Here is a 25,707-nt window from a genome sequence, read left to right as displayed (position 1 = left end):
CTACCAAACATTTCGCTTTAAAAGAATGTGAAATATATGGATAATTCTACAGATCGGATTTTAATATTTTCCTGAAAACCAAATAGATGCCTAGTGCGATATACACGAACATGGCGGTTATATATACATAAGTATCGTATTCCGTTCCACTGGAGACCATCTTACTTACCATCGGCCACGGCAGTATTTCATCGCCACTTTGCAATGGAAGCAGCCTTCCAATTGGTCCTACATACTTTTTGAGGATAGAAGACAACAGTTGATCCAGCATGATATTATAAGCCATGAATAATACAATGCCCAGTCCTGCCCGTTTAACCAACACACTGATCAACAGCGCAATGGTTAACATTACATTGAGTTGCAGGAAATAATACAGCATATACTGATACCCTTCCAGGCTGAAAGGCTTATCTCCATAAATAAAGCCCACCAACGTAGCACTAATGGTAGCTACCAGCAAGGTAGTCAGCGAAATAGCCACCAGCCAGAACAGCTTGGCATACACAAAATGGCTGCGTTCCCAGCCATCAATCACATTTTGCCGGTTGGTGCGGTAGGTATATTCATTAGTGACCAGGATGATCAGTAATAATCCGAACAACAGCGACATATAACTATTCATGGATGCCATGGTTTGCCATACATCCGGGAAGCTGAACGGATTGCCCAACATCTTGCTCACCGTTTTAAATTCCTTCCCACTCAACTTATCTGCTCCCAGAAAATTAGCGGCAGGAATGATAATCAGCGCCAACAGCAACATTGCCCAAAAAGTACGATAGGTTTTTACTTTCAACCATTCGGTATAGATAATTCGTTTCATGCAGTAGCGTTATTAGTAATTTCCAGGAATGCGGTTTCCAGACTCTTCTTACGGCGTTGTAGATGATTGAGCCAGATACCCTGTTGGGCGCAGAAATTGTTGATGGCGGCGGCATCAGGAGCTGCAGAAAAATAAGCTTTTACGATATCGCCCGAAACCTCCGCACCAGTACAGCCAGCATATTGCAGCAGCGCCGCTTGCAGCGCGGCATTGTTGGCGGCCGATAACTCCACAAAATCATTGCGGCTGATTACTTCATTCACCGCGCCAGACAACAGTAATTTTCCCGACCGGATAATCGCCACATGTGTACATACCTTTTCCACCTCATCGAGCAGGTGACTGGCCAGGATGATGGTTTTGCCGGTATCCGCCAGTTTACGTACCAGGCTTCTTACTTCAGCAATACCAGAGGGATCCAGCCCGTTGGTGGGTTCGTCCAGGATCAATACGTCCGGATCACCGAGCAGTACGGCGGCCAGCGCCAGCCGCTGCTTCATACCCAGGGAATACGTTTTGAACGGGGAATGCTGCCGCTGGGTAAGGCCGCAAATCTCCAGCACGCGGGGGATATCCGCTTTGTCGCGCTGCTTTATCGCCGCAGAGATTTCCAGGTTTTTATATCCACTGAGATAATGATAGAAGTTGGGGGTTTCCAGCAAGGTGCCGATCTGTCGCCGCTCTCCAGCAGTCGGTGTCTTATCAAATAAGGTAAAACTGCCGGTATCAGCTTTGAGTACATCGGTAACAATACCGAGCAGGGTTGTTTTGCCGCTGCCGTTGGGCCCCAGCACACCAAACACGCTGCCAGCCGGCACATCGAAGGAAATATCCGACAGGGCCTGTACTGGTCCGTATTTCTTGGACACGTTTTTTAAGGATAGAATTGGCACGGGAAAGAATTAAAATGGACAATAAAAAAGGGAAACGCAGCGAATGATCTTATGGCTAATCTTCACTACATTTCCCCTAAATTAAAATAACAGTTTTTAGTTTCGTACAGGCTTACCTGTTTTAATCACACTCTGCAAGCGTTCCAGGGTTTTACGCTCACCGCAAAGACTCAGGAAAGCTTCCCGTTCCAGGTCCAGCAGGTATTGCTCGCTTACATAAGATGCTTCTGTAAGATCTCCACCACACATCACATAGGCCAGTTTATTTGCCACTTTCTGGTCATGCTCGGAAATATAGTTACCGAACTTCATGGCGTAAACGCCTGCCAGCAGGGCGCCCAAAGCACCACGACCCATTACTTTGATGTCTGTTCTTTCTACCGGACGGGTATATCCTTCATCTGCCATGGCAATAACGCTGCGTTTTGCATCTGCAATAAGGCGGCTGAGATTCATGGTTACTTCATCATGTCCTTTGCGCATAACCCCCATATCAAAACCTTCAAAACCAGAAGTCGCTACCTTGGCGGTAGCCACGGTCATGAAGTAATCTTTCAGTGGCTCTTCTTCAATACGCCCTTCTTTAAATTCCAGGCTGGCGCGAAGTGTCATTTCTTTAGTACCACCTCCACCAGGAATCAGGCCCACGCCCAGTTCTACAAGGCCGATATAGGTTTCGGCCGCTGCCTGCACTTTATCTGCATGCAAACACATTTCACAACCACCTCCCAGGGTAAGCGCATGCGGCGCTACTACTACCGGTATGGAGGAGTAACGTAAACGCATGGTGCTACGCTGGAACAGGCGCACCGCCATATCCAGCTCGTCGTATTCCTGTTCTGCCGCCAGCATGAAAATCATGCCCACATTGGCGCCGGCAGAAAAGTTAGTGCCTTCATTACCAACTACCAATCCGCGGAAGTCTTTCTCCGCGCGGTCTATCGCTTTATTCAATCCTTCCAGCACTTCGCCGCCGATGGTATTCATTTTTGTTTTCCAGTCGAAGCAAACAACGCCATCTCCAATATCAATGAGATTACAGGCGCTATTTTTCCAGACAATATTGTTGGAGAAATTTTCCAGAATAATGAACTGGCCTTCTCCCGGCAATGTTTTGTATGCCTGGGAGGCCGCGTCATAATAGAACTTCTTGCCATTATCTACTTTATAGAAAGACTTGATTCCCTTACCCAGCATATCTTTCACCCATTGGGCTACAGTAAGTCCTTTTTCTTCAATGAGTTTTACAGATGCTTCCACCCCCAGCAGATCCCATGTTTCGAAAGGCCCTATTTCCCAGCCGAAGCCGGCTTTCATGGCATCGTCTACTTTATAAAGGTCATCTGCAATTTCCGGGATACGATGAGAAACATAAGAGAACAGGTAGGCATGAAATTGTTTATAAAATTCTCCCGCCTTATCTGAAGCGGCGGAAAGCATTTTAATGCGTTGTTTCAGGTCTTCCACTGGTTTAGCCGCGTCTATGCTGCCAAACTTAGCCTTCACCTTAGGACCATATTCCATGGTTTGCAGGTTCAGCGTCAGAATTTCTTTGCTGCCCCCCTCTCCTTTGGTTTTCTTATAAAATCCCTGTCCGGTTTTATCTCCCAGCCAGTTGTTTTCTACTACTTTCTGCAGGAAGCCGGGAATTTTAAAGATGCCGATGGCCTCATCCTGCGGACAGTTGTCCATAACGCCTTTGGCAACTTTTACGAGGGTATCAATACCCACCACATCGGCAGTGCGGAAAGTGGCCGACTTAGGACGACCTATTACCGGTCCGGTGAGGGCATCTATTTCGTCTACGCCCAATCCCATTTCCTGCATGATGTGGAAAATGGCCATGATAGAAAATACGCCTACCCGGTTAGCGATAAACGCCGGGGTATCTTTACACAACACGGTTGTTTTACCCAGGTAAAGATCACCGTAGTGCATCAGGAAATCTATGATGGCGGGATCTGTATGTGGTGTAGGAATTATTTCAAGTAAACGGAGATAGCGGGGAGGGTTGAAGAAGTGGGTACCGCAGAAATGTTGCTGAAAATCTGCACTGCGGCCTTCTGTCATTAAGTGAATTGGAATACCGGAAGTATTGGAGGTGATCAGTGTTCCGGGTTTGCGGAATTGCTCTACCTGTTCAAACACTATTTTCTTTACCTCCAGGTTTTCCACTACTACTTCAATGATCCAGTCTACTTCCGCCACGCGCTTCATATCATCGGTGAAGTTGCCTGTTTTAATGCGTTTTACCACATCTTTGGTAAACACCGGTGATGGATTAGATTTTATGGCAGCCTGCAGCGCATCATTCACAATCCGGTTCTTCACAGCGGGATGGTCCAGGGACAGGTTCTTTTTCTTTTCCGCATCGTTCAGCTCTTTGGGGGCTATATCCAGCAGCAAAACCTGTACGCCAATACCTGCAAAGTGACAGGCAATCCTTGATCCCATTACTCCCGAGCCTAAAACGGCTACTTTGTTGATGTGTCTCGTCATAGCTTTTAGCTTTTAGCTGTTAGCAATTAGTCTTTAGCGGAGCTTACAGCGGTTGTCAGTTTACTAATCATTGAATTTAGCATTTTTTGGACTTCGATCAATAGCGGAAGGATGATTTCTGTAATACTTTTTTGAAGGGAAGGATAAATTTGGGAAGAGATTAACAATTGAGTTTCTATTTCGAAGGAAGAACCAATGGCTGTTAGCAGGAACTTTTTGAAGTGTAGATCAGTCAGTTGGGCCGCACCTTCAGCAATATTACTGGGAATGGAAACAGCTGCTCTCCTTAACTGACTAATCAACCCAAATTTTTCATCCGGAGGGAATGACTTTGTAAGGTCATAAATTTTTAAGCAAAGGTTAAAAGATCTCTGCCAAACAATCAGATTTCTGAAATTTCTCATTGGATGAAAGACTATTGGGTTAACATTTACATCTTACATGACAAATATAAAAAAGGAAGCCGATACATCAGGTACCGGCTTCCTTTAAAATTATTCAAAAAATGAATTCCGCTTTCATCTCCGCTTGCTAACTGCTAATAGCTAAATGCTAATAGCTTCATCAGTTCACTCCACTGCCTGGTTTTACCGCTTCGGCAGGGTTTACAAACACCAGTTTCCCATTATCTTCGGCCATGAGGATCATGCCCTGACTTTCAATACCGCGCATTTTGCGGGGAGCCAGGTTGGCAACGAGCGTCACTTGTTTACCGATAATATCTTCCGGTGCAAAGTGTGCTGCGATACCTGATACCACGGTGCGTTGTTCCGTACCGATATCTACCAGCAATTTGAGCAATTTATCCGCTTTTGCCACTTTTTCTGCTTGCAGGATGGTACCTACGCGCAGATCCAGTTTAGCGAAATCGTCGTATTGGATTTCTGGTTTAGCCGGTGCGATAGGTGTTTCCTGTGCAGGTGCAGCAGCTGCTGCTGCATCCATAGCCTGTTTCAGACCTGCATGCAATTTTTCCACCTGTGCTTTTACCTGGTCGTTTTCTATTTTCTGGAACAATAACTCAGGTGTTCTGCTAAGTGGATAATTCACATTCAATAATTTCTGGCTACCGGCATTATCCCATTCCAGCATACGATCTACCACAGACAACATATGGCAGATTTTTTTGGCGGTAAATGGCATAAACGGATGACAGAAGATAGCAAGATTCGCGGTCATCTGCAAGGCGATATGCAAAGCGATATCTATACGGGCACGTAAAAACTCTTCTGTTTGCCCTTTATATTTATCATGCTTCTCATTCCAGGTACCATTCTTCAGGTTCTCGATTACACTGGCCAATATCCATGGTTCATTCTGCTGGAGATAAGTATTTCCTTTTGAAGAAAATGCCATGAGTTCCGACAATGCTTCGCGGAAGCGATAGCTTTCAATACTGTTAGCAATTTTTTCCTTCGCCACCGCAAATTCTGCCAACATCTCACGATCGTTATCATTGACGTATGCATCGTGTAATGCCGGTACACGGCTGTTGCACAACTTGTGCATCAACACCAGCGCCCTGTTCACGAAGTTGCCGAAGTTATTTACCAGCTCATTGTTATTGCGGTCCTGGAAATCTTTCCAGGTAAAGTCATTATCTTTTGTTTCCGGCGCAGTAGAGCAAAGTACATAGCGCAGCACATCCTGCTGATCAGGGAAGTCCTGGATATAATCATTTACCCATACCGCCCAGTTGCGGGAAGTAGATACTTTTTCTCCTTCAATATTCAGGAACTCATTGGCTGGCACATTATCCGGCACTACGAAGCCTCCATGGGCTTTCAGCATAGCCGGGAAAATGATGCAGTGAAATACGATATTATCCTTACCGATGAAGTGTACCAGCTTGGTATCGTCTTTACACCAATAGTCTGCCCAGTTTTCCGTGAGCTCTTTGGTAGCAGAAATATAACCGATAGGCGCATCAAACCATACGTACAGCACTTTACCATCTGCGTCTGGCAACGGAACTTTGATGCCCCAGTTGCTGTCGCGTGTCATCGCACGGCTCTGCAGCCCGCTATCCAGCCAGCTTTTACATTGGCCGTATACATTGCTTTTCCACTCTTTATGGCCATCAATGATATATTCTTTCAGCCATGGCTCGTAGTTCTGCAGCGGCATGTACCAATGTTTGGTGGCTTTCTTCACCAGCGGTGCATTGCTCAGGGCAGAATGCGGGTTAATGAGTTCGTCCGGGCTGAGGGTTCTGCCGCAGCGTTCACACTGGTCACCATAGGCTTTGTCGTTGCCGCAGTTAGGGCAGGTGCCTACAATGTACCGGTCGGCCAGGAACATTTGTTTTTCCGGATCGAAATATTGTTCTGATTCTTTCTCTTCAAACAGGCCATCGTTATACATCTTCAGGAAAAAATCCTGGGAGGTTTTATGGTGGATAGGCGCGCTGGTACGGGCAAATATGTCGAAAGATATACCCATCGCAGCGAAGCTGTCGCCAATAATTTTATGGTATTTATCTACTACATCCTGCGGGGTGATGCCTTCTTTCATCGCTTTAATAGTGATGGGTACCCCATGTTCATCTGTTCCGCAAACAAATTTTACATCAGCTTTTTTGGAGCGTAAGTAACGCACATAAATATCTGCAGGCAGGTAGCAGCCGGCCAGGTGGCCGATGTGCACCGGACCATTCGCATACGGTAATGCCGCAGTTATTAAATATCTATTAAATTTTGCCATATTCTCTTAACGAATGCTTAAATAAACTTTAAATCAGGTGTTTCTTTTTGGAATCACCATAACAATTTATCACCTTAGTCAGCAAATAAAGATTGAATTTACGCTAACTAATCTGCAAAGGTAAACAAAAGGTACAATGGTAAAAATTCCGCCATATTTGAAAAAAGGTGATCTGATCGGAATTACCTGCTCCAGCAGCAAAATGGACCTGCAGGCAGCCGAGTACGCAAGGGGTGTACTTACTTCCTGGGGTTATCGTGTACATCTCGGTATCACCGTAGGTACCAGCTTTCATAATTTTTCCGCACCGGATGAACTGCGGCTGGAAGAGCTGCAGGACATGCTTGACGACCCCGAAATAAAGGCCATTGTTTTTGGCCGAGGTGGCTATGGCATGGTGTGCATCCTTGATAAACTCGATTTTACCCGTTTCCGCAAATCGCCCAAGTGGTTATGCGGCTACAGCGATATCACCACCCTGCATTCACATATACAGCGGCAGTTTGGCATTGCCACCCTGCATTCCATGATGTGTAGCGGCATTACGCCGGAAACCGTGGATAATGAATATGTACGCAGTTTAGCTACCGCCCTGAAAGGCAAACCATACCGCTATACTGCCCCGGCACACCCACTGAACAAAGAAGGAAAAGTAAGCGGCATATTGGTAGGGGGTAATTTATCGCTGCTGGCCAATCTTTCAGGCACGCCATCGCAAATCAATACAAAGGGAAAGATCCTGCTGATAGAAGATATCGGGGAATACCGTTATAATATTGACCGCCTGATGTACAACCTGAAACGCGCAGGATGGCTGGATAAACTGGCAGGACTGGTGGTGGGCGCCTTTACAGACGGCAAAGAAACCGATACTCCTTTTGGTCAGACGGAATATGAAATTATCAGTAACATCACCAAAGATTACGAATACCCTATCTGCTTTGGCTTTCCCAGCGGACATCAGGCTGCTAATTACGCATTGAAATTAGGGGTAAAGCACGAATTGAAAATCGGGGCTAAAACGATATTATCTGAGATCTGATGTTTGTTTTTTGTCTTTGGACTGGATTAAACTGATTATACTGATTTTTATTTTTTGATTAAAAAGAATCGGGAAGATGTAAGCGGATAAATTCGCCCAAATCTTCCCGATTCTTTTTAAAATCTTATATAGTAATAAGAATACTCAGTTTAATCCTGTCCAAAGACAATATCCGCGTTAATCTTCCACATCTGGTACTATCTCCAGCCCATATTCTTCTGCGGTGAGTACACCGGCCGCGCGGGTGCTGTCGATGAGCGCGGTATCAGCCTGCAGCTCATGCACCTGGGTTTGATTATGGAGGTAATCAATACCATATAATTTTCCGGCAATTCCAGCGGAAACACCCATGAGATATTTAATGACTTCACATACGATTTGCATGCCCAATGCACCATGGGTAGCACCGATGGCGCCTGCATCAAAATTGCGGTAATCTTCTGTGAGTGGTAATGCACAACGGTAAGAAGCGGAATACGTACCATCCGGCATCGGCATGTTGAAGCCGGCAAACCAGGCCATCCAGTTGTGGACTTCCCCGATAATAAATGGTTTGTTATGTACCAGGCAGGCATCGTTGATCACCAGGTGAGTGGGCAAGTGCTGGGTACAATCTATCACCAGGTCAAATCCTACCAGCATCATTCCGATTGATTCTGGTTTTACCTGCATGAGGATAGGGTAATGTTTGGTATATGGATTTACTGCCCATAGCCTGCTGGCAGCCATTTTAGCTTTATGCTTGCGGATATCCTGCATCTGGTACACCGGCTGCCGGTGCATATCTTCATCATTGATTACACCATAGTCCGCAATGCCGAGTACACCAACGCCACTGGCACTGAGGTATTGTATCACCGGACTACCTAATCCGCCTGCGCCTACTACCAGTACGCGGGCTTCCTTCAGTTTTTCCTGCATACTGATCCCCATGCCCGGTACGGCAATAGGGTGTTTGAAATGCTGTATCTCTTTTTCACTAAGTATCATGTGCTTTCTCGTTTATCTAGTCCTGTGGAAATTCAAGGGTAAACTTACTGCCTTTACCAACGGTACTTTCCACTTTAATTTTTCCTTTATGTGCATCAATAATAGCCTTCACGTAAGTGAGTCCCAGCCCGAATCCTTTTACATTATGCACATTCCCGGTGTGGGCGCGATAGAATTTTTCAAAGATACGTGAAATTGTATCGCGGCTCATGCCGATACCGTTGTCAGCAATCACGATGAACAGGCTTTTGCGGGTATTATACGTTTGTATTTTTATTTCCAGTGGATCGTTGGAATACTTGATGGCGTTGTCCATCAGGTTGAAAATCAGGTTGGAAAAATGTACATCATCTGCCATCATTACCGGGTTAATGGCATCCAGTTGCAAATCCACCACACCATTTTTAGCGGCCAACTGGAGCTGGAGGTTATCCGTGGTATTCTTGATGACGGCATGTACATCGGTGGCCTGTAATTTCAGGCCTATTTCGTCTTTCTCCAGCAGGGCAGATTGCAGTATGCTTTCCACCTGTTTGTTCATGCGCTTATTTTCTTCTTTTATAATACCAGAGAAGTATTGGATTTTTTCTGGTTTGGACATAACTTTTTCATTCCGTATGGCGTCTATTGCCAGGGAGATGGTGGCCAGTGGCGTTTTTAGCTCATGGGTCATGTTATTGATAAAGTCCGACTTTATTTCCGATAGTTTCTTCTGGTTTAACAACGTCCGGATGGTGAGGGCAAAGGCCGTGATGATGATGATAGTAAACAGGATCCCGCCGGAAATCATCAATCCCAGTTGTTTGGCAATGGAGTCGTCCGTAGGCATAACGATCATGAGGCGTTCCGCTTTGGCGCTGTAGTCGTTCTGCTCTGAGAGGGGAATCACCTGGATTTTATAGTTGTTGATGTTCTTCAGGCTGTCTTTCTGGCTTTTCTCATACATTTTCACAAATCCGGCCGATTGCATTTTGATATTTGCCATATCTGATCCGGGGACAAGTCCCAGGATGGCGAATTCAAAATTGGTAGAATCGAGGTGATTTTTCCTCATATTGGCCTTAATGCAACGGCTTACTTCCTGAACTGTGAAAAAATCGCTCACTGCCGGTGTGTTAAACGCCATACGGGCTACGTCGAGGTTGAAGCCCTTTGCCACGCCAGACGGGTCTTTCACAACAGAATTATCCAGTTTAAATAACACGGCAGCCTGACGGCGGGACATCATGTCATTGTACACGTCATTGGTCATACTGACGGCCCGTTGAAAGAGCTGTTCCTGTTTAATGAGAACGGCGCTCTTGATCCAACTTACCTGGATGTAAATAATTCCCAGGAGGGATAAGGTAATGAGCACAACGATAACGGGAAAAATTTTCTTCAGTGGTATCATGTAACTTTTTGTCAGGCTTTAAATTATATCAAAGATAAGTGTACAGAAATAGTAAAATATGTTAAAAAAGATGTTTGCTGTAGCAACTATGATACAAAATTCCGGGCTGGCTCTGGCCAGCAGGTTTATTAACAGCAATACAACATTACTTTAACGTAATTTTAACTGGCTACTGCTGATTTTATTAGTTCATCTTTCCTTACCTTTGCTTCAGAATCTGGTACTAAATTTGATTAGTATAAGATCATAACAAAGTAATTAAACTTTCTACATACATCGATGTGGATTCGTTCCATAAGCGATTTAGATTTTGGTTGATAAAATGGTAAGGAGGTTTTCTAGCCTCCTTTTTTTATTTCCCCTATCTCTCCACTTTCTTTTTTCTTTACTATTCAATCATTTAGTTAAATTTGAACAGGCTATAAAATCGTATTGTCTATGGTAACTTTGTCGCCCGGCATTTTGCTGATAGCTGATCCATTTCTGAAAGATCCAAATTTTGCCCGCACGGTAGTATTGCTTTGTGAGTACCAGGAGAAAGGTAGTTTTGGCTTTGTAATCAATAAGTTATTTGACCAAACACTGAGTGACCTGGTGCCGGAAGTACTGATTGGAAAGATACCTGTTTATTACGGGGGGCCGGTACAGATGGACACCATACATTTTATTCACCGGCAACCGGAACTAATTACCGGGGGGCTGGAAATACTGCCTGGTATCTACTGGGGAGGCAAGTTTGATGAGGTGGTGGCTGCGCTCAACCAGGGTTCACTGGATCCGGACAAGGTAAAATTCTTTATTGGGTATTCTGGTTGGACTGAGGGTCAGCTGGAGGAAGAAGTAAAGGATAAATCGTGGATTCTCTCCCAAACGGATGCCTCGCTGGTATTTGATTCTAATGAGCAGCAAATATGGCAGCAATCACTCAAAAATCTTGGCAGTAGCTTCGCCATGATGGCAAATTACCCCATTGATCCTTCCTTAAACTAATGGTAATAATCTGAAAAAGAGCAACATCGGCGGAGCCCGTTTTTTAAAGTAAAAAATGAACAGCGGGAATGCTAGTTATTTAAAACAAATTAGATATCTTGCTAAAGTAATTGCTAATTATTACCAGTTACATAACCCGTTTTCAGGTAAATAAATAACCGATAAGAATACACCTATGAAGGCAAAACCTATGAAAAACATTTTGCTTCTTCTATAGACCGAACCGATACCAGATTACTACCTGAATACTAATAATTTATTGTCAAGGCATATTCATTAGGTAATATACTCAGCCCTTGATAGGGGTTGACTATTGATGTACAGGATATCACTCCGGTTATCTCGTATAGCCGTGGAGGTGATGTATTGTATATAGATGAATAGAGAGGAAATCCCGGTGAACAGTCCTGTTTACAATCGGGTCATCTAAGATTGGAATAGTTAGGACAAAACAAAGGCCGGGTAATCTTACCCGGCCTGGTTATTATCTTTAGCTGGTATGCTTATTTTTCCACTGCTACAGCGCCTTCTACGAGTACGGTAGCCTTATTGCGCAACACTTCCACAAATCCACCGCTGATAGTAAAAAACTCAGCATGCGTTTTATCTGTCAACACTTTCATTTTACCATTTCCGAGAGCTGCAATTAATGGCGCATGTTTATCCAGTATTTCAAAAGAACCGTCAATGCCCGGTAGTTGTACTCCGTACACTTCTCCGGCATATAATTTTCTTTCTGGTGTTAATACTTCTAATAGCATGTTATGATCGTAAATGGTGAAGGGTAATGATCCCGGCGGAACCGGGATCATTGACTTAATTAGTTATTCGCTGCTTCCAGTAATTTCTTACCTTTTTCAATAGCTGCTTCGATGTTACCTACGAGGTTGAAAGCTGCTTCAGGATACTCATCTACTTCACCGTCCATGATCATGTTAAAGCCACGGATAGTTTCTTCGATTGGTACCAGCACACCTTTCAGACCGGTAAACTGTTCTGCCACGTGGAAAGGTTGTGACAGGAAACGTTGTACACGACGAGCACGGGATACTGTCAGTTTATCTTCATCACTCAACTCATCCAGACCGAGGATGGCGATGATATCCTGCAGTTCCTTGTAGCGTTGCAGGATCATTTTCACGCGCTGAGCACAGTTATAGTGAGCTTCACCCACGATAGCCGGAGTCAGGATACGGGAAGTTGATTCCAGCGGGCTCACCGCAGGATAGATACCAAGATCGGAGATCTTACGATCCAATACGGTGGTAGCATCCAGGTGGGAGAAGGTAGTTGCCGGAGCCGGATCCGTCAAGTCATCCGCAGGTACGTAAACCGCCTGTACGGAAGTGATGGAACCATTTTTAGTGGAGGTGATACGTTCCTGCATCAGACCCATTTCAGTGGCCAGTGTTGGCTGGTAACCCACCGCAGAAGGCATACGGCCTAACAGCGCGGATACTTCAGAACCTGCCTGGGTGAAACGGAAGATGTTATCTACGAAGAAGAGGATATCTCTACCACCACCTGCAGTGCCATCTCCATCACGGAAATATTCTGCCAGGGTCAAACCAGACAAGGCTACACGTGCACGTGCTCCCGGTGGTTCGTTCATCTGACCAAACACAAACGTAGCTTGTGATTGTTTCAGTAATTCTTTATCTACAGCGGTAACATCCCAGTCACCGTGTTCCATTGATTCTTTAAATTTATCACCGTATTTTACGATGTTCGCTTCGATCATCTCACGCATCAGATCGTTCCCTTCACGGGTACGCTCACCTACACCGGCGAATACGGATAAACCTTCGTAACCTTTTGCGATGTTGTTGATCAGCTCCTGGATCAATACAGTTTTACCCACACCGGCACCACCGAACAAACCAATTTTACCACCTTTTGCGTATGGCTCAATCAGGTCAATTACTTTAATACCAGTGAACAGTACTTCTGTTTCAGTTGCCAGATCTTCAAATTTAGGCGGCTCACGGTGGATAGGATAACCGTTTGAAGTATCGATGTCACCTAATCCGTCAATCGCCTCACCTACCACATTGAACAAACGTCCTTTAACCTGGTCGCCAACTGGCATCTTAATAGGCGCGCCCTTATCAACTACAGCCATGCCACGAACCATACCATCTGTGGAGTCCATCGCTACGGTACGCACACTGTCTTCACCCAGGTGCTGCTGTACTTCCAATACTACCTTCTGACCATTTTCGCGGGTAATTTCCAATGCGCTGTAGATTTCGGGCAATTTGTCATCAAAGTGCACGTCCACCACGGGACCGATAATTTGTTTGATCTTACCTGTGTTAGGCATATTTTTAAAGCGGTTTATAAAAATACTAAAATGTTACTGTTCCAAAAACCGTAGTAATACCTCACTACAGTCTCCAAAATTTGCCGCAAAGGTAAGAGTTAATAGGTGAATATCAAAACGCTAACGATGAAAAAAAACCTTTTCCCGGCCCATTTCTCCACGTTTTTCTCATTAATAAACTTTTACTTCCCTGCAATGCAAAGCGCAGCCTATCAAATTATAAATATTCATTATTTATAAATAGTAGGCGGCAGAACCTGCCATCTGTATAAAAATAGCTTCCTTTTCCTGATCCGTTTACTATTTTTAACCACCATCCTGATATATATAATAAATACATATGAAAAAAACTAACAGTGAACAATCCCGCAGGTCATTCCTCGGACACCTTTCCACGGCAGGATTAATCGGCATCAGCGGACTGGTACCCGCCGTTGCCAAAGCAGGCAGCCTCACCAGCCAGCCTACCACCGCCGCCCCGGAACATAGCTTCCTTTGTAAACCTTACCTCCAATATCCCGGCCCACACAACATTTCCGTAATGTGGCTCACCGCACGCCCCTGCTACAGCTGGGTAGAATATGGTACCGACGGACAACTCAACAAAAAAGCCCACAGCATCACCAACGGACTGGTAGACGCCAACAACCGCCTCCACCGCATTGAGCTGACCAACCTGGAACCCGGGAAAAAATATAGCTATAAAGTGTGCTCAAAAGATATCCTGTCTTTTGAACCCTATAAACTCACCTACGGCGAAATCATCAGCAGCGATACCTACACCTTTACCGCCCCCGATCCGCAGGCGAAAGAAGTATCCTGGCTCATCATCAACGATATCCACGACCGCCCCGCCTCCATTCCACACCTGGTAGGACTAAACGGCAATGACCCTTACGACTTCGTGTTTTTTAACGGAGATGTATTTGACTACCAGGCCGATGAACAACAAATCATTGACCATATGCTCACCCCCTGCGGCGATACCTTTTCCACACAAACACCTTTTATGTATGTACGGGGGAACCACGAAACTCGCGGCAAATATGCCCGGGAATGGCACCAGTACTTCGATAATCCCGGTCATGGCAACTATTTTACTTTTACCATCGGCCCTGTATCTGCCATTGTTTTAGATACGGGAGAAGATAAAGAAGATGAACATCCGGTATATGCGGGCATTGTTGACTTTGACGCCTACCGGGTACAACAGGCCCACTGGCTGGAACAACAACTGCAAAGCCCTGCCTTTAGAAAAGCGAAACATAAAGTGGTGATGATGCACATCCCACACTACCATTCCGGCGAATGGCATGGCGTAAAACATTGCCGCGAACTATTCGGCGACCTGTTCAACAAACATAAAATCGATATCCTGATTTGCGGACATACCCACCAATACGGCGTATATGCCCCCATAAAAGGACAACACGAATATCCGCTGATCATTGGTGGCGGCCCTAAAGATGGCGCAAGAACCCTGATTAAAATAAAAGCCAATCAACAGCAACTGGTACTCACCATGCTCAAAGATGATGGCACTAAAGTGGGGGAATACACCGTGTAAATAGCGGAAAGCAAAAAGCCATTGTAGCGAGTGATATGCGCTACAATGGCTTTTTGTTTTACGCTTTCTGCACTACTCTTTTTTATTCGCTGCTATCAGCGCCGTGGCCAATAGCGCCACTTTCAACAATATCCAGGCTGCCGCCGCTGCTGCGAAAATACTTACCACCAATACTGCATAATACTTGATCGTCCAATCCAGTGCCACTTTCAGCCGGGTTACTATCCCTATTGTTTTATCTGCACTGCCCTCATACATGGAGAACTGCACGGTACAAAATTCATTCTCTGAATCAAAGTTTCCCAACTCCACTCCCAATCCCTGCAATTCCGTTTCCACTTCCGCAATCCGGGTATCGAGATCAATAAATTCCCTGATTTCTCCCGGCTTCGTCTTCAGCTCTTTCAGCGACACCAGTGACTGCTCCAGGGATACTTTCTTTGCATTCAGCTTACGGTATTCGTTGGTTTTATCTGTTTTGGTAACTGCCATATGCTTTACTGTACCTATTCCCTGTACAGCATGATAAAATGAATCGAACTTTTCAGGCAGTACACCAATCAACATTTGAATTTCCCGGCTGCCCTTGTTTCCGGATTCCTGCTGATACTGCACAATCGCCTCAAACTGTTTAACTGTATTGTGGAGCAGCTTTTCATCGTCTGTAAAATGCGACGATTTTGCGCGCACGCTCGCTACTTTTTCATACTTCTGGTTATTGGTAATATTGGATGGTGCAGCTGACTGGGCTTTTACATCACTGTAGGTTTTCGTTTTTTCGGAAGCATAATTTTTCCGCTCCCGCTCAATCCCAGATAAAAATCCGCGGCTTCCGGACTCCTCATACTCCACCCCTTTGTAGGTATAGCCATAGAGCAATCTAAAAAGAAACATCACGATAAAAAGGGCTATAAACGCCACGGCTAAACGCCGGAATTTTTGCTTCACAGTTAACATAGGTTAAAGAAATATGGAGTTGTTTAAAAATTGATTTGAATAGATTGCTGTTTATATGCTTTTATCCATTTAATAAGCCCCAGCGTAGCTATCACGAGCAGAATAAAATATTCTATCCCTAAAAACTTCACCCCTTTCTGGAAGTAGATGATAGTGGCTACCACATCTACCATCACCCATAACAGCCAGTTTTCCCAGATGCGTTTAGCCAGCAGCAAGTTCGCCATCACGCTTAATACGGCTACCAGGGAATCTGTATAAGGATACGCAGCAGGTTGTTCAAATACAGCCGGCCACCAGGTGTGTAAACGACTAATAACGAAACCCACTACGCCGGAAAGCAGTACAGCAACGCCTCCCAGTAACCATCGTTGCTGGTTCGACAAAGCATATATAGGTTCATTTTCCGGTTGCTTTTGATACCAGAACATCCAGCCATAAACACCGGTAACAAAAAAATAGATCTGCAAAAACATGTCCGCATACAGCTGTAACTGCCAGAACAGAATAAAGAAACAACTCACGTTGATAAGACCTATAGGCCAGGTCAGTATATGATCACGGGCCGCCAGCCACACACAAAGCAAGCCGGTTAATGTACCAATAAACTCCACGTAACTAACCGCATATCCTAACGCGGTGAAGAAGGTATGATCAATACTGAAAAATGAGTTCATTGTATGATTTGATTCGACTGCTGCAATATTACAGGAATGTTTTATTATTCCCGCCACTGCTTCGTTAAACACTGTACTCCAAGCGATTACAGCCGAAAATTATTTTGGAATCATTTTTGTCATATAGCATATAGACGCCCGAACTGCAGCAAAAGCGTTATAAAATTTTTAACAATATCCTTTAACATTTCATCATGATACCGCCAGCAATATAATACTCAAAACCACCATAAAAAAAATGCTTGTTGAGATAAAATAACTTTACACACAACAACATTCATGACATCTCCAGGGTCTTACAACCTATCAGGACTATAAAAACAGAAGTTATGAACACATTAATGAAATATGCAGGTATATCCCTGTTACTTATATCTTTCTTTTTAGGCAGTTGCGCTTCTACATACGCACCTGGCTATTACAATGATCAAGGCTACAATAATCAGGGCTATAACGATCAAAACTACAATGATCAATATGGCTCATCTTACGGATCAGGCCCGCAGGTACAAATCAGCGGTTCTATTTCCTTTTATGATCAATTGAGTCCTTACGGCCGCTGGGTAAGCTATCCCGGATATGACCAAGTATGGATACCTAATGCAGGCCGCGATTTCAGGCCTTATTATACAAACGGACACTGGGTATATACCGATTATGGCTGGACCTGGATGTCTGATTATGCCTGGGGTTGGGCCGCTTTCCACTATGGCCGTTGGTTATATGATGATTTCCAGGGATGGATGTGGGTACCCGGTAATGACTGGGGGCCGGCTTGGGTAAGCTGGAGAACTGGTGGCGACTACTACGGATGGGCCCCAATGGGACCACAGTATTCCTATAATTCGCCTGCCGCTTACTGGGCATTCGTACCCAGACAATATATTGGTAGTCCGCGCATCAATAACTACTATGTTAATAACAGCCGCAACGTGACTATTATTAACAATACAACCGTTATCAACAACTATAACAACTACCGCGGTAACCGGGTATATGCCGGACCTGATGCCCGTGAAGTACAACGTTATTCCGGTCAGGAAGTAAGACCAGTGAGAGTGGAAAACATGAGCAGACCTGGTACAGGCAGAGTAGATAATAACCGTTTGCAGATCTTCCGTCCGGATGCTACTGCTATCCAGAAAGGCCGTGATGCCGATCGTAACAAACCGGTTCAGCCAATAGATAACAACCGGCCTAACCGGATTACACCAGGCAATGCTGGCAATAATACAGGTAACAATACGGGCAATTCCGGAATAGACAATAACCGGCCTAACCGTATTATACCTGGCAATCCCGGAAATAATAACAACACTCCCGGAAATATTAATAACGGCAACAATGGTGGCGGAAGGGTTTATCCAGGCCGCGATAACAACCAGCCGGTAAATAATAATGGAGGAAGAATCAATCCCGGAAATAATGGTAACACACAACCTGGAAATAATACTGATTACAACAGACCATCCAGGGTTACGCCAGACAGGTCTTTTGGCCAACAGCAGCAACAGCAGCAACAAGAATTACAACGGATACAACAGCAACAACAACAGCAGCAAAGAATCCAACAGCAACAGCAGCAGCAACAGCAGAGGATACAACAACAGCAGCAACAGCAACAGCAGAGAATACAACAACAGCAACAACAGCAACAACAAAGGATACAGCAGCAACAACAGCAACAGCAAAGGGATCAACAACGTGTGCAGCAGCAACAACAACAGCAACAACAGCAACAACAGCAACAACAGCGTATTCAACGGGAACAGGTACAACAACAACAGAGACAACAGCAACAACAGCAACAACAACAGCAGCGCATACAAAGAGAACAACAACAGCAACAACAAAGAGAACAGCCACAACAGGAACAGGGAAGGCCACGACGCGGAGAAAGATAATAGCTATCGCTGAAGCTGTTTAAAATAAAAAAGTACGAATGATAACCGGTCAGGATGCTCCGTGAGATGACATCCTACTTATCCGGTTCGTCATTCGTACTTTTTATTTTGTGTACACGTACTGGTAAAGCTGATCTTTTATGGTTGTAAACTCCGCAGTACCTGGAGGAAACCCTTTGTACATAACACGTAAAGTGAGCGGAGGAAATTCCGGGTAATAAGGTGGCTGCTCGTAGGAATCCGGAAAAGTTTGATACCCCAGTCGTTCGTAAAATGCAATTCTACGTATAGCCTGTTCCGTTACAGGCGGTTCTACTTCCAGCACAATGGTGCCTAACTGTTTTTCCAGCAATTCCATCACCTGGGTACCAGCGCCACCACCGCGGGCATTGGCATGTATAGCGAAATGTTCAACAAAGTTAAACAGCGGCAACTTCCAGTAAAACACAAAGCCGGCGAATTGCTCCCCCTTGCTGATACGCAATACCTGGATTTTCCTGGCAGCAATGAGCGATAGCTCCCATGGCCAGGGTCTTCTTTCTTCTTTCGGAAAAGCTTCTTCATAAAGGTCTTGTATTGCCGCATCAACAACACTAACCGGTTTCATCTCAATCATATCGCTAAGTTACTGATTATCCTTAGCGGAAGGTACACATTCAAAAGGATCCGGGTTACCGGCGGGGGCGGGTTTGCTAACAGACCAGCAGAAGTTCATGGACTGACTGGTAATACTCATTAATTTTACGTTCACTTTACTACCTTTCCGGCTGTTGGAAGCGGCGATACTACGGGTACCTTTTCCCGGGATATTGCTGATAGTATATTGTTCTGTTTTGAAAACCTCGTTATTATTACGCATGTAATCCACTTTCACTACCACATTATCCAACGTATATTCTGTTTGATTATTGACGATAATGTTCAGGTCTTTGATGCCCCCCAGCAGCCCGGTACGGTATTCACCGGCACTCACGGCAATGAACTGCTCCCAGTTACGGCGGTAATAAGCGCGGCGCTCAATAAACTGTCCGGCTACCCTTTGCTGAACTTCCTGGTGATTAACGATTTGCGTGTTTACCGCCCCGGATTGATCCAGGCTTTTCCGTAAATCGCGGTTCTCATTCCACAAGCGCTGATTTTCAGACAACACTTTGCGTACGTATCGTTGCTGCTGGCAATAGCCCAGTCCAAATACCACCACCAGCAATACTAATATTACGGGATAAACATATGTTCTTTTCATGTGGTGGATAAGAGAAAAAATAATGCCAATGCAGTTTTTATTACATTTGTACAAATGGATTCAATGCAACTCATTACTGTAAACGATGAATTAACAGCCAGGCAATTTCTCGATGTACATATAACATTGAATAAAAATGTACCGGGCTGGATCAGGCCCCTGGACAAGGATATCAACATGGTGTTTGATACGGAGCACAATAAAGCATTCCGCCATGGAGAACTGATACGATGGATTTTAAAAGATGATAGCGGCAAGCTTATCGGAAGAATTGCTGCCTTTGTAAATAAGAAATATAAAAACAAAGGAGATGAGTGCCCGGTAGGGGGTGTAGGCTTCTTTGATTGTATTGATAACCAGGATGCAGCCAACCTGCTTATGGATACTGCCAAACAATGGCTGCAGGAAAGAGGCATGCAGGCAATGGATGGCCCTATCAATTTTGGGGAGCGAAATAACTGGTGGGGATTACTGACAGAAGGATTTTATGAACCGATCTACTGCATGAATTTCAATCCGCCCTATTATGTCCGTTTATTTGAAGAGTATGGTTTCCAGGTGTTCTTTAACCAGGTATGCTATGGCATGAAAGTGCGCGATCAGTTGCAACCCAAATTTTTTGAACGCCACGATGCAATTGCCAAAGATCCGGCCTTCAAAGCAGTACATATCCGGAAAAACGAACTACCCAAATTTGCAGAAGCTTTCAGTACTGTATACAACAAGGCGTGGGCCCAACATGCAGGAGGTAAAGAGATGGGTAAAGCACAGGCGCTCGCCATTTTCAAACAGATGAAACCATTGCTGGATGAAAAGATTGCCTGGTTCGTATACCATCACGATGAACCGATTGCTATCTGGCTGAATCTCCCGGATCTGAACCAGTATATTAAACATATGAACGGGCAGTTTGGCCTGTGGCAGAAACTCAAGTTCCTGTGGCTGAAGCAAACCGGCTATTGTAAAAAGATGGTAGGGATCATATTTGGTATTATCCCCGAATTCCAGGGCAAAGGTATTGATGCCTATATGATTGTGGAGGGTGCTAAACTCATTCAGAGTAATAGCGCACATTACGTAGATTATGAAATGCAATGGATCGGCGATTTTAACCCAAGAATGCAAAATGTGGCGGAAAGTCTTGGCGCAGTACCATCCAGGCAATTAACCACTTACCGTTATTTATTTGACCGTACTATACCGTATAAAAGACATCCTATGGTAGGATAAGCAAACAAACCCGGATGCAGGCGCTTCCTGTATCCGGGTTTATTTATCTGTTGATGTTTCCCCATACCACCCTATTTCTTTTCTCCCTCTTAATCCATACTCCGGCAGCCAAATACATTATTACAAAAAATATATATCAAACCAATGCGCTCAAAGCCAAATCGGTAGTAGAACATCACAACCCATATGAATATCTGATTCTACGCTGATAGCGGAGAAGTTTATGAATATTACATACATTTAAATCCCTTTTGGCAGTTACGAACGTATCTAACCAGAGTTTGTGTTATGACCAACTTATACCCTGGGTGTCCGGAAAATGCGGATCTGGCACTCATTCAACCCACGTTATTATTCAGGCAACAGATAATAAAAGCCATCAGCTGCGTTGTCTTGTTCTTTGTTCTCTACGTGGTATTATTAGTTACCGCCGTTGCCCTGGCAGTGGCGTGTATCTCAGGAGGAATCATACTATTCCGCACGTATCCTACCTGGATTTCCGGCGTCACGGGACTTAGTCTTGTGTTACTGGGAGGGATGGTTTTGTTTTTTCTCATCAAATTTCTTTTCAGTAAACGTCCCACTGTTAACCCGTATCGCACACAGATTTTTGCTGACAATCATCCTGATTTATTTGATTTCATTACCCGGTTAGTGAAAGAAACGCGGATGCGTTTTCCGAATAAAGTATTTGTGGTGCCGGACATGAATACCACTATTTTTTATAATTCCAGCTTTTTAGGCTTATTCCTCCCTGCCCGTAAAAACCTGGAGATCGGATTAGGGCTTATTAACAGCGTGAACATCAGTGAATTTAAAATGCTGCTGGCACATGAATTCACTCATTTTTCCCGGCGAAGCATGAAATTGGGCAGTTATATCTACTCGTTAAATAAAGTACTGTATAACATGCTTTATGAAAATGACCGGTGGACCGAAATGGAAATCCGCTGGAGCAACGGAGGTAGCCTGTTAAGTTTCTTTGCGCACATCACTACCCGGATCCTGAATTTTATGCAGTGGGTATTGAGAAAAATATATATCCTGATTAATCAGCAGTACCTCTCCCTGAGCCGGGAAATGGAATTTTATACCGATACCGTAGCAGTAGGGCTTACCAGTACCACCACCGCTGTTAGCAGCTTACGCCGCGTAGAGATGGGCGGTTACTGCCTGGATCATTGCTTTCATAAACTACCGGAACTGGCAGAAAAAACGGTCCGGTTTTCCAATATTTTCAGCGTACAACGTGCGCTCATTCATTATTATGCCGCACAAAATCATTTGTCGCTGGACAACGCAGAGCTACCCGTTATTACGGATCATTACTTTCAAACTTTCCTAAAAAGCCGCGTACAGCTGCGGGAGCAGTGGACGGCTCATTTAACACGGGAAGACCGGGAAGCGCACTTCCTACAGGCCAATGTATCCTGCCGGATGCCAGATAACAGTGCCTGGGTACTGTTTAATGAACCGGAGCAATTGCAGCAGCGAATGACAGCGCTGGTGTATCACTGTACCGTTCCTGCTGTTACAGGCCCTTTCACAGAAATGAGTCCGGCGGCTTATATCGGGGAGTTATCCCAACGTCACCGGCTATATGAATATCCGCGTGTATTCAACGATTACTATGACAACCGGCCATTCAATGAAATGACGGCAGCATATACCCGGTTGCTATCTCCGGAAGAAATGAAAAATTATAGTCTCCGGGAGATATACCATCCGGACATCATTGGCAGGCTGCGGGCGTTTTACCGGGATCGCCAGGATGCAGAAACCCTGCAGGCCATCAGCAGCGGGCAGTTTCAGACCCGTTATTTTGAATTTGACGGACAAAAATACAGTGCTCCCCGGGCCCGGCAACTGGCCAGGATGCTGTCTGCCAGCGTGGAGGAAGAGCAGGAATGGTTACTGCGACATGATGAAACTGCTTTCAGGTACCACTACACCGTAGCCTTCCTGAAAGACCCGGCCATCGCTGCCCGGTTGAAACAGGAATACGAGCAGTTGCTGGAATACCAGCAAACCGGCCACCAGCTGAATGACCAGGTTATACGTATCATACATTGTGTGAGCTTACTATTTAACACCAGTGATGAGGGGTTAGAACACATGCCCACCCTTTTTGACGAATTATCTGCGGAATGCTGGAGTTTCCGTATGATGGCAGAAAACATCTGCAATTCACCGCTCTATAGCGTCTTTCCGGAAGACCTTCATCAAAAACTGCAACAATTCCGGCAACAGGACTGCAACTTTATGGACGACATGATCCCTAATTACGTGGCTATACAGGAGCTGCACGAAATCAGTTCTTTGATGATGGAGCATTACAATAATGGGATCATATTATTAAAAAAAGGCTACCTGGAATTTATTTTAACGGCACACACGGGAGCGTAAAACCCGGTGTCAGCGCCGATCCTGCTGCGCATTTTTCTCTTACTGAATTTGTGCGTATTTTCGACGCTCGCGAAAGCGTAGCAGTCATATGGAGAATTTTATCGTTTCAGCCCGTAAATACCGTCCACAGAACTTTTCAACTGTTGTAGGACAAGCACATATTACCACCACTCTTAAAAATGCCATCCGCAATAACCAGCTGGCACATGCCTTCCTCTTTTGCGGACCTCGCGGAGTAGGGAAAACTACCTGTGCGCGTATCCTGGCTAAAACCATTAACTGCGAAAATCTGCAGCCGGATGGAGAAGCCTGTAATGAATGTCACTCCTGTAAATCCTTCAATGAAGGCAGTTCGTTTAACATTCATGAACTGGATGCCGCCTCCAACAATTCGGTAGATGACATCCGGACCCTGGTTGAACAGGTTCGTTTTGCGCCGCAGGCAGGAAAATATAAGATCTATATTATAGACGAGGTACACATGCTCAGTTCCTCGGCCTTTAATGCATTTCTGAAAACCCTGGAAGAGCCACCTTCTTATGCGATCTTCATCCTGGCTACTACGGAAAAACATAAGATTTTACCTACTATCCTGAGTCGTTGCCAGATTTTCGATTTCAAACGTATTACCATACAGGATACGGTAGACCACTTACAGGAAATTTGTACCAAAGAACATATTCAGGCGGAAGCAGATGCCCTGCACCTGGTAGCGCAGAAAACCGATGGTTGTATGCGCGACTCCCTGAGCACCCTGGACAAGATCGTCAGCTTTACCAGCGGGCATCTTACCTATCAAAATACGCTGGAACACCTGAACATCCTGGATTACGATTATTTTTTCCGGGTAATGGGTTGTGTATTACAACAGGACATTGCCAATGCCCTGCTCCTGTTTGACGAAATTTTACAGAAAGGATTTGAAGGAGATAACTTCCTGAACGGATGGGCGGAGTTTCTGCGCAACCTCTTATTGTGTAAAGAAGAAAAGGCGTTACACCTGGTGGAAGTATCTGGTAACCTGAAAGACCGCTACAAGCAATTATCCGGTCAAATCAGTCCTGCTTACCTGATTACCGCGCTGCACCTGCTCAATGAAACCGAGATCAATTACCGCATGGCGCGCAATAAGCGCTTACATGTGGAAATGGCGCTGATTAAATTGTGCTACCTCCAGCAAGCCGTTACCCTGGTCAGTGATGACAGCACCGGAGAGGTGTCAAAAAAAAAATTAGTACCTGATGGTTCGGTACCACAGAAGCTGCGGGCTCCTGCCGCCCAGCCGGTAACCGCCAAAACAATTACAGATAAGCCAGCTACCACTGAAAGTATAGCTGCTGCGCCAACTGCCCGTTTAACGGTAGATAGTGGCGCAACAGTACCAGCCGGCAATGCGGCCACTATGGGAACACCTGTAGCAGCACCAGTGCCTCCGCGTCCTGTTCAGGCAGCGCCCGTACAAACGGCTCCGGTGGCGGCGCCACCTGCCAGCATCCCGGCAACACCAGCTGTTACACCGGCGCCTGCCACCACTGCACCGGCCGCCAACAGCACGGTAGCGTCCGCTATGCCAGCCAGTAAACTCACCGGGCTGGCAGCCATGAAAGAAGCCATGGCAGCGAAACAACAGGGTACCACGCAGGTCCAGGTGATTCCAATTACCCAGGGAGCTATTCATGTGTACTGGGAAGAATTTATCGATCTGTACCGGCAGGCCAATAAAATGACGGTGGTGAGTAACTTACAGCTGGCACAGCTAAAGCTGCTGGGCACTACTGAAGTAGGGATTGTAAGTCGCAATATTGTGCAGTTCCGGTTTATGGAAGAAGAGAAACTGATCATTGCCGAATTCCTGAAAAAGAAGTTTAACAACCCGGCCATCGTGCTAACGCTGCAGCTGGATGAAAGCCAGCAAACGCAGGATATTGGCCCGGCTCCGTTATCGAGCAGGGAACAATTCCAGCAAATGGCGGAGAAATACCCCCTGGTTAAAGAGCTGAAAGACAGACTTAATATGGAGCTGGACTTCTAGTTCCTGCTACCCTAATTAAATATTAACGATAG

20 protein-coding genes are annotated in these 25,707 nt (G+C 45.2%); 7 read left to right on the top strand and 13 right to left on the bottom strand.

What is annotated here, in order from left to right:
• Positions 1 to 46 precede the first annotated feature (46 nt).
• From AC5ZC7_RS01100 to metG, 5 genes are all read right to left on the bottom strand, one after another.
• Positions 47 to 826, bottom strand: coding sequence for an ABC transporter permease (locus tag AC5ZC7_RS01100; RefSeq protein WP_496159997.1), 780 nt, complete (start codon positions 824 to 826; stop codon positions 47 to 49).
• Complete coding sequence (locus tag AC5ZC7_RS01095) at positions 823 to 1,695, bottom strand: ATP-binding cassette domain-containing protein (protein ID WP_496159998.1); 873 nt, start codon at positions 1,693 to 1,695, stop codon at positions 823 to 825. Before AC5ZC7_RS01095 ends, AC5ZC7_RS01100 begins: the two co-directional genes overlap by 4 nt.
• 120 nt (positions 1,696 to 1,815) lie before the next feature.
• The gene (locus tag AC5ZC7_RS01090; RefSeq protein WP_496159999.1) at positions 1,816 to 4,218 is read right to left on the bottom strand and encodes a 3-hydroxyacyl-CoA dehydrogenase NAD-binding domain-containing protein; all 2,403 of its coding nucleotides are present in this window, start codon (positions 4,216 to 4,218) and stop codon (positions 1,816 to 1,818) included.
• Between the two features lie 26 nt (positions 4,219 to 4,244).
• Positions 4,245 to 4,622, bottom strand: a complete 378-nt coding sequence (locus AC5ZC7_RS01085) for a four helix bundle protein (RefSeq protein WP_496160000.1) — start codon at positions 4,620 to 4,622, stop codon at positions 4,245 to 4,247.
• A 160-nt stretch (positions 4,623 to 4,782) separates the two neighbouring features.
• Entirely contained in the window at positions 4,783 to 6,921 is a 2,139-nt protein-coding gene (metG, locus tag AC5ZC7_RS01080) for a methionine--tRNA ligase (protein ID WP_496160001.1), read from the bottom strand.
• 157 nt (positions 6,922 to 7,078) lie between these two features.
• Between metG and AC5ZC7_RS01075 the strand changes: the two genes are divergently transcribed.
• Positions 7,079 to 7,963 carry an LD-carboxypeptidase gene (locus AC5ZC7_RS01075; RefSeq protein WP_496160002.1) on the top strand — a complete coding sequence of 295 codons (885 nt, stop codon included), beginning with the start codon at positions 7,079 to 7,081 and terminating at the stop codon, positions 7,961 to 7,963.
• A 177-nt stretch (positions 7,964 to 8,140) separates the two neighbouring features.
• On the opposite strand, the gene AC5ZC7_RS01070 is transcribed toward AC5ZC7_RS01075, so the two are convergent.
• The gene (locus AC5ZC7_RS01070) at positions 8,141 to 8,953 is read right to left on the bottom strand and encodes a ThiF family adenylyltransferase (protein ID WP_496160003.1); all 813 of its coding nucleotides are present in this window, start codon (positions 8,951 to 8,953) and stop codon (positions 8,141 to 8,143) included.
• 16 nt (positions 8,954 to 8,969) lie between these two features.
• Positions 8,970 to 10,346, bottom strand: coding sequence for an ATP-binding protein (locus AC5ZC7_RS01065; RefSeq protein ID WP_496160004.1), 1,377 nt, complete (start codon positions 10,344 to 10,346; stop codon positions 8,970 to 8,972).
• A gap of 438 nt (positions 10,347 to 10,784) precedes the next feature.
• Here AC5ZC7_RS01065 and AC5ZC7_RS01060 point away from each other — a divergent pair, with 438 nt between their 5' ends.
• On the top strand, positions 10,785 to 11,336 hold the full coding sequence (locus tag AC5ZC7_RS01060; RefSeq protein ID WP_496160005.1) for a YqgE/AlgH family protein: 552 nt from the start codon (positions 10,785 to 10,787) through the stop codon (positions 11,334 to 11,336).
• A gap of 503 nt (positions 11,337 to 11,839) precedes the next feature.
• Here the strand turns inward: AC5ZC7_RS01060 and atpC are convergent.
• The gene (atpC, locus tag AC5ZC7_RS01055; RefSeq protein WP_496160006.1) at positions 11,840 to 12,148 is read right to left on the bottom strand and encodes an ATP synthase F1 subunit epsilon; all 309 of its coding nucleotides are present in this window, start codon (positions 12,146 to 12,148) and stop codon (positions 11,840 to 11,842) included.
• 8 nt (positions 12,149 to 12,156) lie between these two features.
• Positions 12,157 to 13,659, bottom strand: a complete 1,503-nt coding sequence (gene atpD, locus AC5ZC7_RS01050) for a F0F1 ATP synthase subunit beta (RefSeq protein ID WP_496160007.1) — start codon at positions 13,657 to 13,659, stop codon at positions 12,157 to 12,159.
• A 340-nt stretch (positions 13,660 to 13,999) separates the two neighbouring features.
• Here atpD and AC5ZC7_RS01045 point away from each other — a divergent pair, with 340 nt between their 5' ends.
• On the top strand, positions 14,000 to 15,226 hold the full coding sequence (locus tag AC5ZC7_RS01045; protein WP_496160008.1) for a metallophosphoesterase: 1,227 nt from the start codon (positions 14,000 to 14,002) through the stop codon (positions 15,224 to 15,226).
• A 72-nt stretch (positions 15,227 to 15,298) separates the two neighbouring features.
• On the opposite strand, the gene AC5ZC7_RS01040 is transcribed toward AC5ZC7_RS01045, so the two are convergent.
• A complete protein-coding gene (locus tag AC5ZC7_RS01040) occupies positions 15,299 to 16,174 on the bottom strand; it encodes a DUF4349 domain-containing protein (RefSeq protein WP_496160009.1) in 876 nt (291 codons plus the stop codon).
• A gap of 32 nt (positions 16,175 to 16,206) precedes the next feature.
• The gene (pnuC, locus tag AC5ZC7_RS01035) at positions 16,207 to 16,860 is read right to left on the bottom strand and encodes a nicotinamide riboside transporter PnuC (RefSeq protein ID WP_496160010.1); all 654 of its coding nucleotides are present in this window, start codon (positions 16,858 to 16,860) and stop codon (positions 16,207 to 16,209) included.
• A gap of 329 nt (positions 16,861 to 17,189) precedes the next feature.
• On the opposite strand from pnuC, the gene AC5ZC7_RS01030 reads away from it, so the two are divergent.
• Complete coding sequence (locus tag AC5ZC7_RS01030) at positions 17,190 to 18,764, top strand: DUF6600 domain-containing protein (RefSeq protein WP_496160011.1); 1,575 nt, start codon at positions 17,190 to 17,192, stop codon at positions 18,762 to 18,764.
• Positions 18,765 to 18,867: 103 nt separating this feature from the next.
• Here AC5ZC7_RS01030 and AC5ZC7_RS01025 read toward each other — a convergent pair whose 3' ends face one another.
• Together AC5ZC7_RS01025 and AC5ZC7_RS01020 are read right to left on the bottom strand one after the other, a co-directional pair.
• Positions 18,868 to 19,380, bottom strand: coding sequence for a GNAT family N-acetyltransferase (locus AC5ZC7_RS01025; protein WP_496160012.1), 513 nt, complete (start codon positions 19,378 to 19,380; stop codon positions 18,868 to 18,870).
• A gap of 9 nt (positions 19,381 to 19,389) precedes the next feature.
• Positions 19,390 to 20,007 carry a hypothetical protein gene (locus tag AC5ZC7_RS01020; protein WP_496160013.1) on the bottom strand — a complete coding sequence of 206 codons (618 nt, stop codon included), beginning with the start codon at positions 20,005 to 20,007 and terminating at the stop codon, positions 19,390 to 19,392.
• Positions 20,008 to 20,070: 63 nt separating this feature from the next.
• Between AC5ZC7_RS01020 and AC5ZC7_RS01015 the strand changes: the two genes are divergently transcribed.
• The 3 genes from AC5ZC7_RS01015 to AC5ZC7_RS01005 all read left to right on the top strand — a co-directional run bounded on the left by AC5ZC7_RS01015 (position 20,071) and on the right by AC5ZC7_RS01005 (position 25,675).
• Positions 20,071 to 21,237, top strand: a complete 1,167-nt coding sequence (locus tag AC5ZC7_RS01015) for a hypothetical protein (protein WP_496160014.1) — start codon at positions 20,071 to 20,073, stop codon at positions 21,235 to 21,237.
• Between the two features lie 288 nt (positions 21,238 to 21,525).
• Positions 21,526 to 23,643, top strand: coding sequence for a M48 family metalloprotease (locus AC5ZC7_RS01010; RefSeq protein ID WP_496160015.1), 2,118 nt, complete (start codon positions 21,526 to 21,528; stop codon positions 23,641 to 23,643).
• An 88-nt stretch (positions 23,644 to 23,731) separates the two neighbouring features.
• On the top strand, positions 23,732 to 25,675 hold the full coding sequence (locus tag AC5ZC7_RS01005; RefSeq protein WP_496160016.1) for a DNA polymerase III subunit gamma/tau: 1,944 nt from the start codon (positions 23,732 to 23,734) through the stop codon (positions 25,673 to 25,675).
• Positions 25,676 to 25,707: the final 32 nt, after the last annotated feature.

It is taken from the genome of Chitinophaga sp. 9-1-y, from assembly GCF_059511905.2.
Note: the sequence above shows the minus strand (reverse complement) of the source record. Positions and strands in the feature narration are given on the sequence as shown.

Bases quoted from the DNA above. Each gene is read 5' to 3' on its own strand.
- AC5ZC7_RS01100 (WP_496159997.1), bottom strand. From the start codon at position 826: ATGAAACGAATTATCTATACCGAATGGTTGAAAGTAAAAACCTATCGT.
- AC5ZC7_RS01090 (WP_496159999.1), bottom strand. From the start codon at position 4,218: ATGACGAGACACATCAACAAAGTAGCCGTTTTAGGCTCGGGAGTAATG.
- AC5ZC7_RS01085 (WP_496160000.1), bottom strand. From the start codon at position 4,622: ATGAGAAATTTCAGAAATCTGATTGTTTGGCAGAGATCTTTTAACCTT.
- metG (WP_496160001.1), bottom strand. From the start codon at position 6,921: ATGGCAAAATTTAATAGATATTTAATAACTGCGGCATTACCGTATGCG.
- AC5ZC7_RS01070 (WP_496160003.1), bottom strand. From the start codon at position 8,953: ATGATACTTAGTGAAAAAGAGATACAGCATTTCAAACACCCTATTGCC.
- AC5ZC7_RS01065 (WP_496160004.1), bottom strand. From the start codon at position 10,346: ATGATACCACTGAAGAAAATTTTTCCCGTTATCGTTGTGCTCATTACC.
- AC5ZC7_RS01060 (WP_496160005.1), top strand. From the start codon at position 10,785: ATGGTAACTTTGTCGCCCGGCATTTTGCTGATAGCTGATCCATTTCTG.
- atpC (WP_496160006.1), bottom strand. From the start codon at position 12,148: ATGATCCCGGTTCCGCCGGGATCATTACCCTTCACCATTTACGATCAT.
- atpD (WP_496160007.1), bottom strand. From the start codon at position 13,659: ATGCCTAACACAGGTAAGATCAAACAAATTATCGGTCCCGTGGTGGAC.
- AC5ZC7_RS01045 (WP_496160008.1), top strand. From the start codon at position 14,000: ATGAAAAAAACTAACAGTGAACAATCCCGCAGGTCATTCCTCGGACAC.
- pnuC (WP_496160010.1), bottom strand. From the start codon at position 16,860: ATGAACTCATTTTTCAGTATTGATCATACCTTCTTCACCGCGTTAGGA.
- AC5ZC7_RS01030 (WP_496160011.1), top strand. From the start codon at position 17,190: ATGAACACATTAATGAAATATGCAGGTATATCCCTGTTACTTATATCT.
- AC5ZC7_RS01025 (WP_496160012.1), bottom strand. From the start codon at position 19,380: ATGATTGAGATGAAACCGGTTAGTGTTGTTGATGCGGCAATACAAGAC.
- AC5ZC7_RS01020 (WP_496160013.1), bottom strand. From the start codon at position 20,007: ATGAAAAGAACATATGTTTATCCCGTAATATTAGTATTGCTGGTGGTG.
- AC5ZC7_RS01015 (WP_496160014.1), top strand. From the start codon at position 20,071: ATGCAACTCATTACTGTAAACGATGAATTAACAGCCAGGCAATTTCTC.
- AC5ZC7_RS01010 (WP_496160015.1), top strand. From the start codon at position 21,526: ATGACCAACTTATACCCTGGGTGTCCGGAAAATGCGGATCTGGCACTC.
- AC5ZC7_RS01005 (WP_496160016.1), top strand. From the start codon at position 23,732: ATGGAGAATTTTATCGTTTCAGCCCGTAAATACCGTCCACAGAACTTT.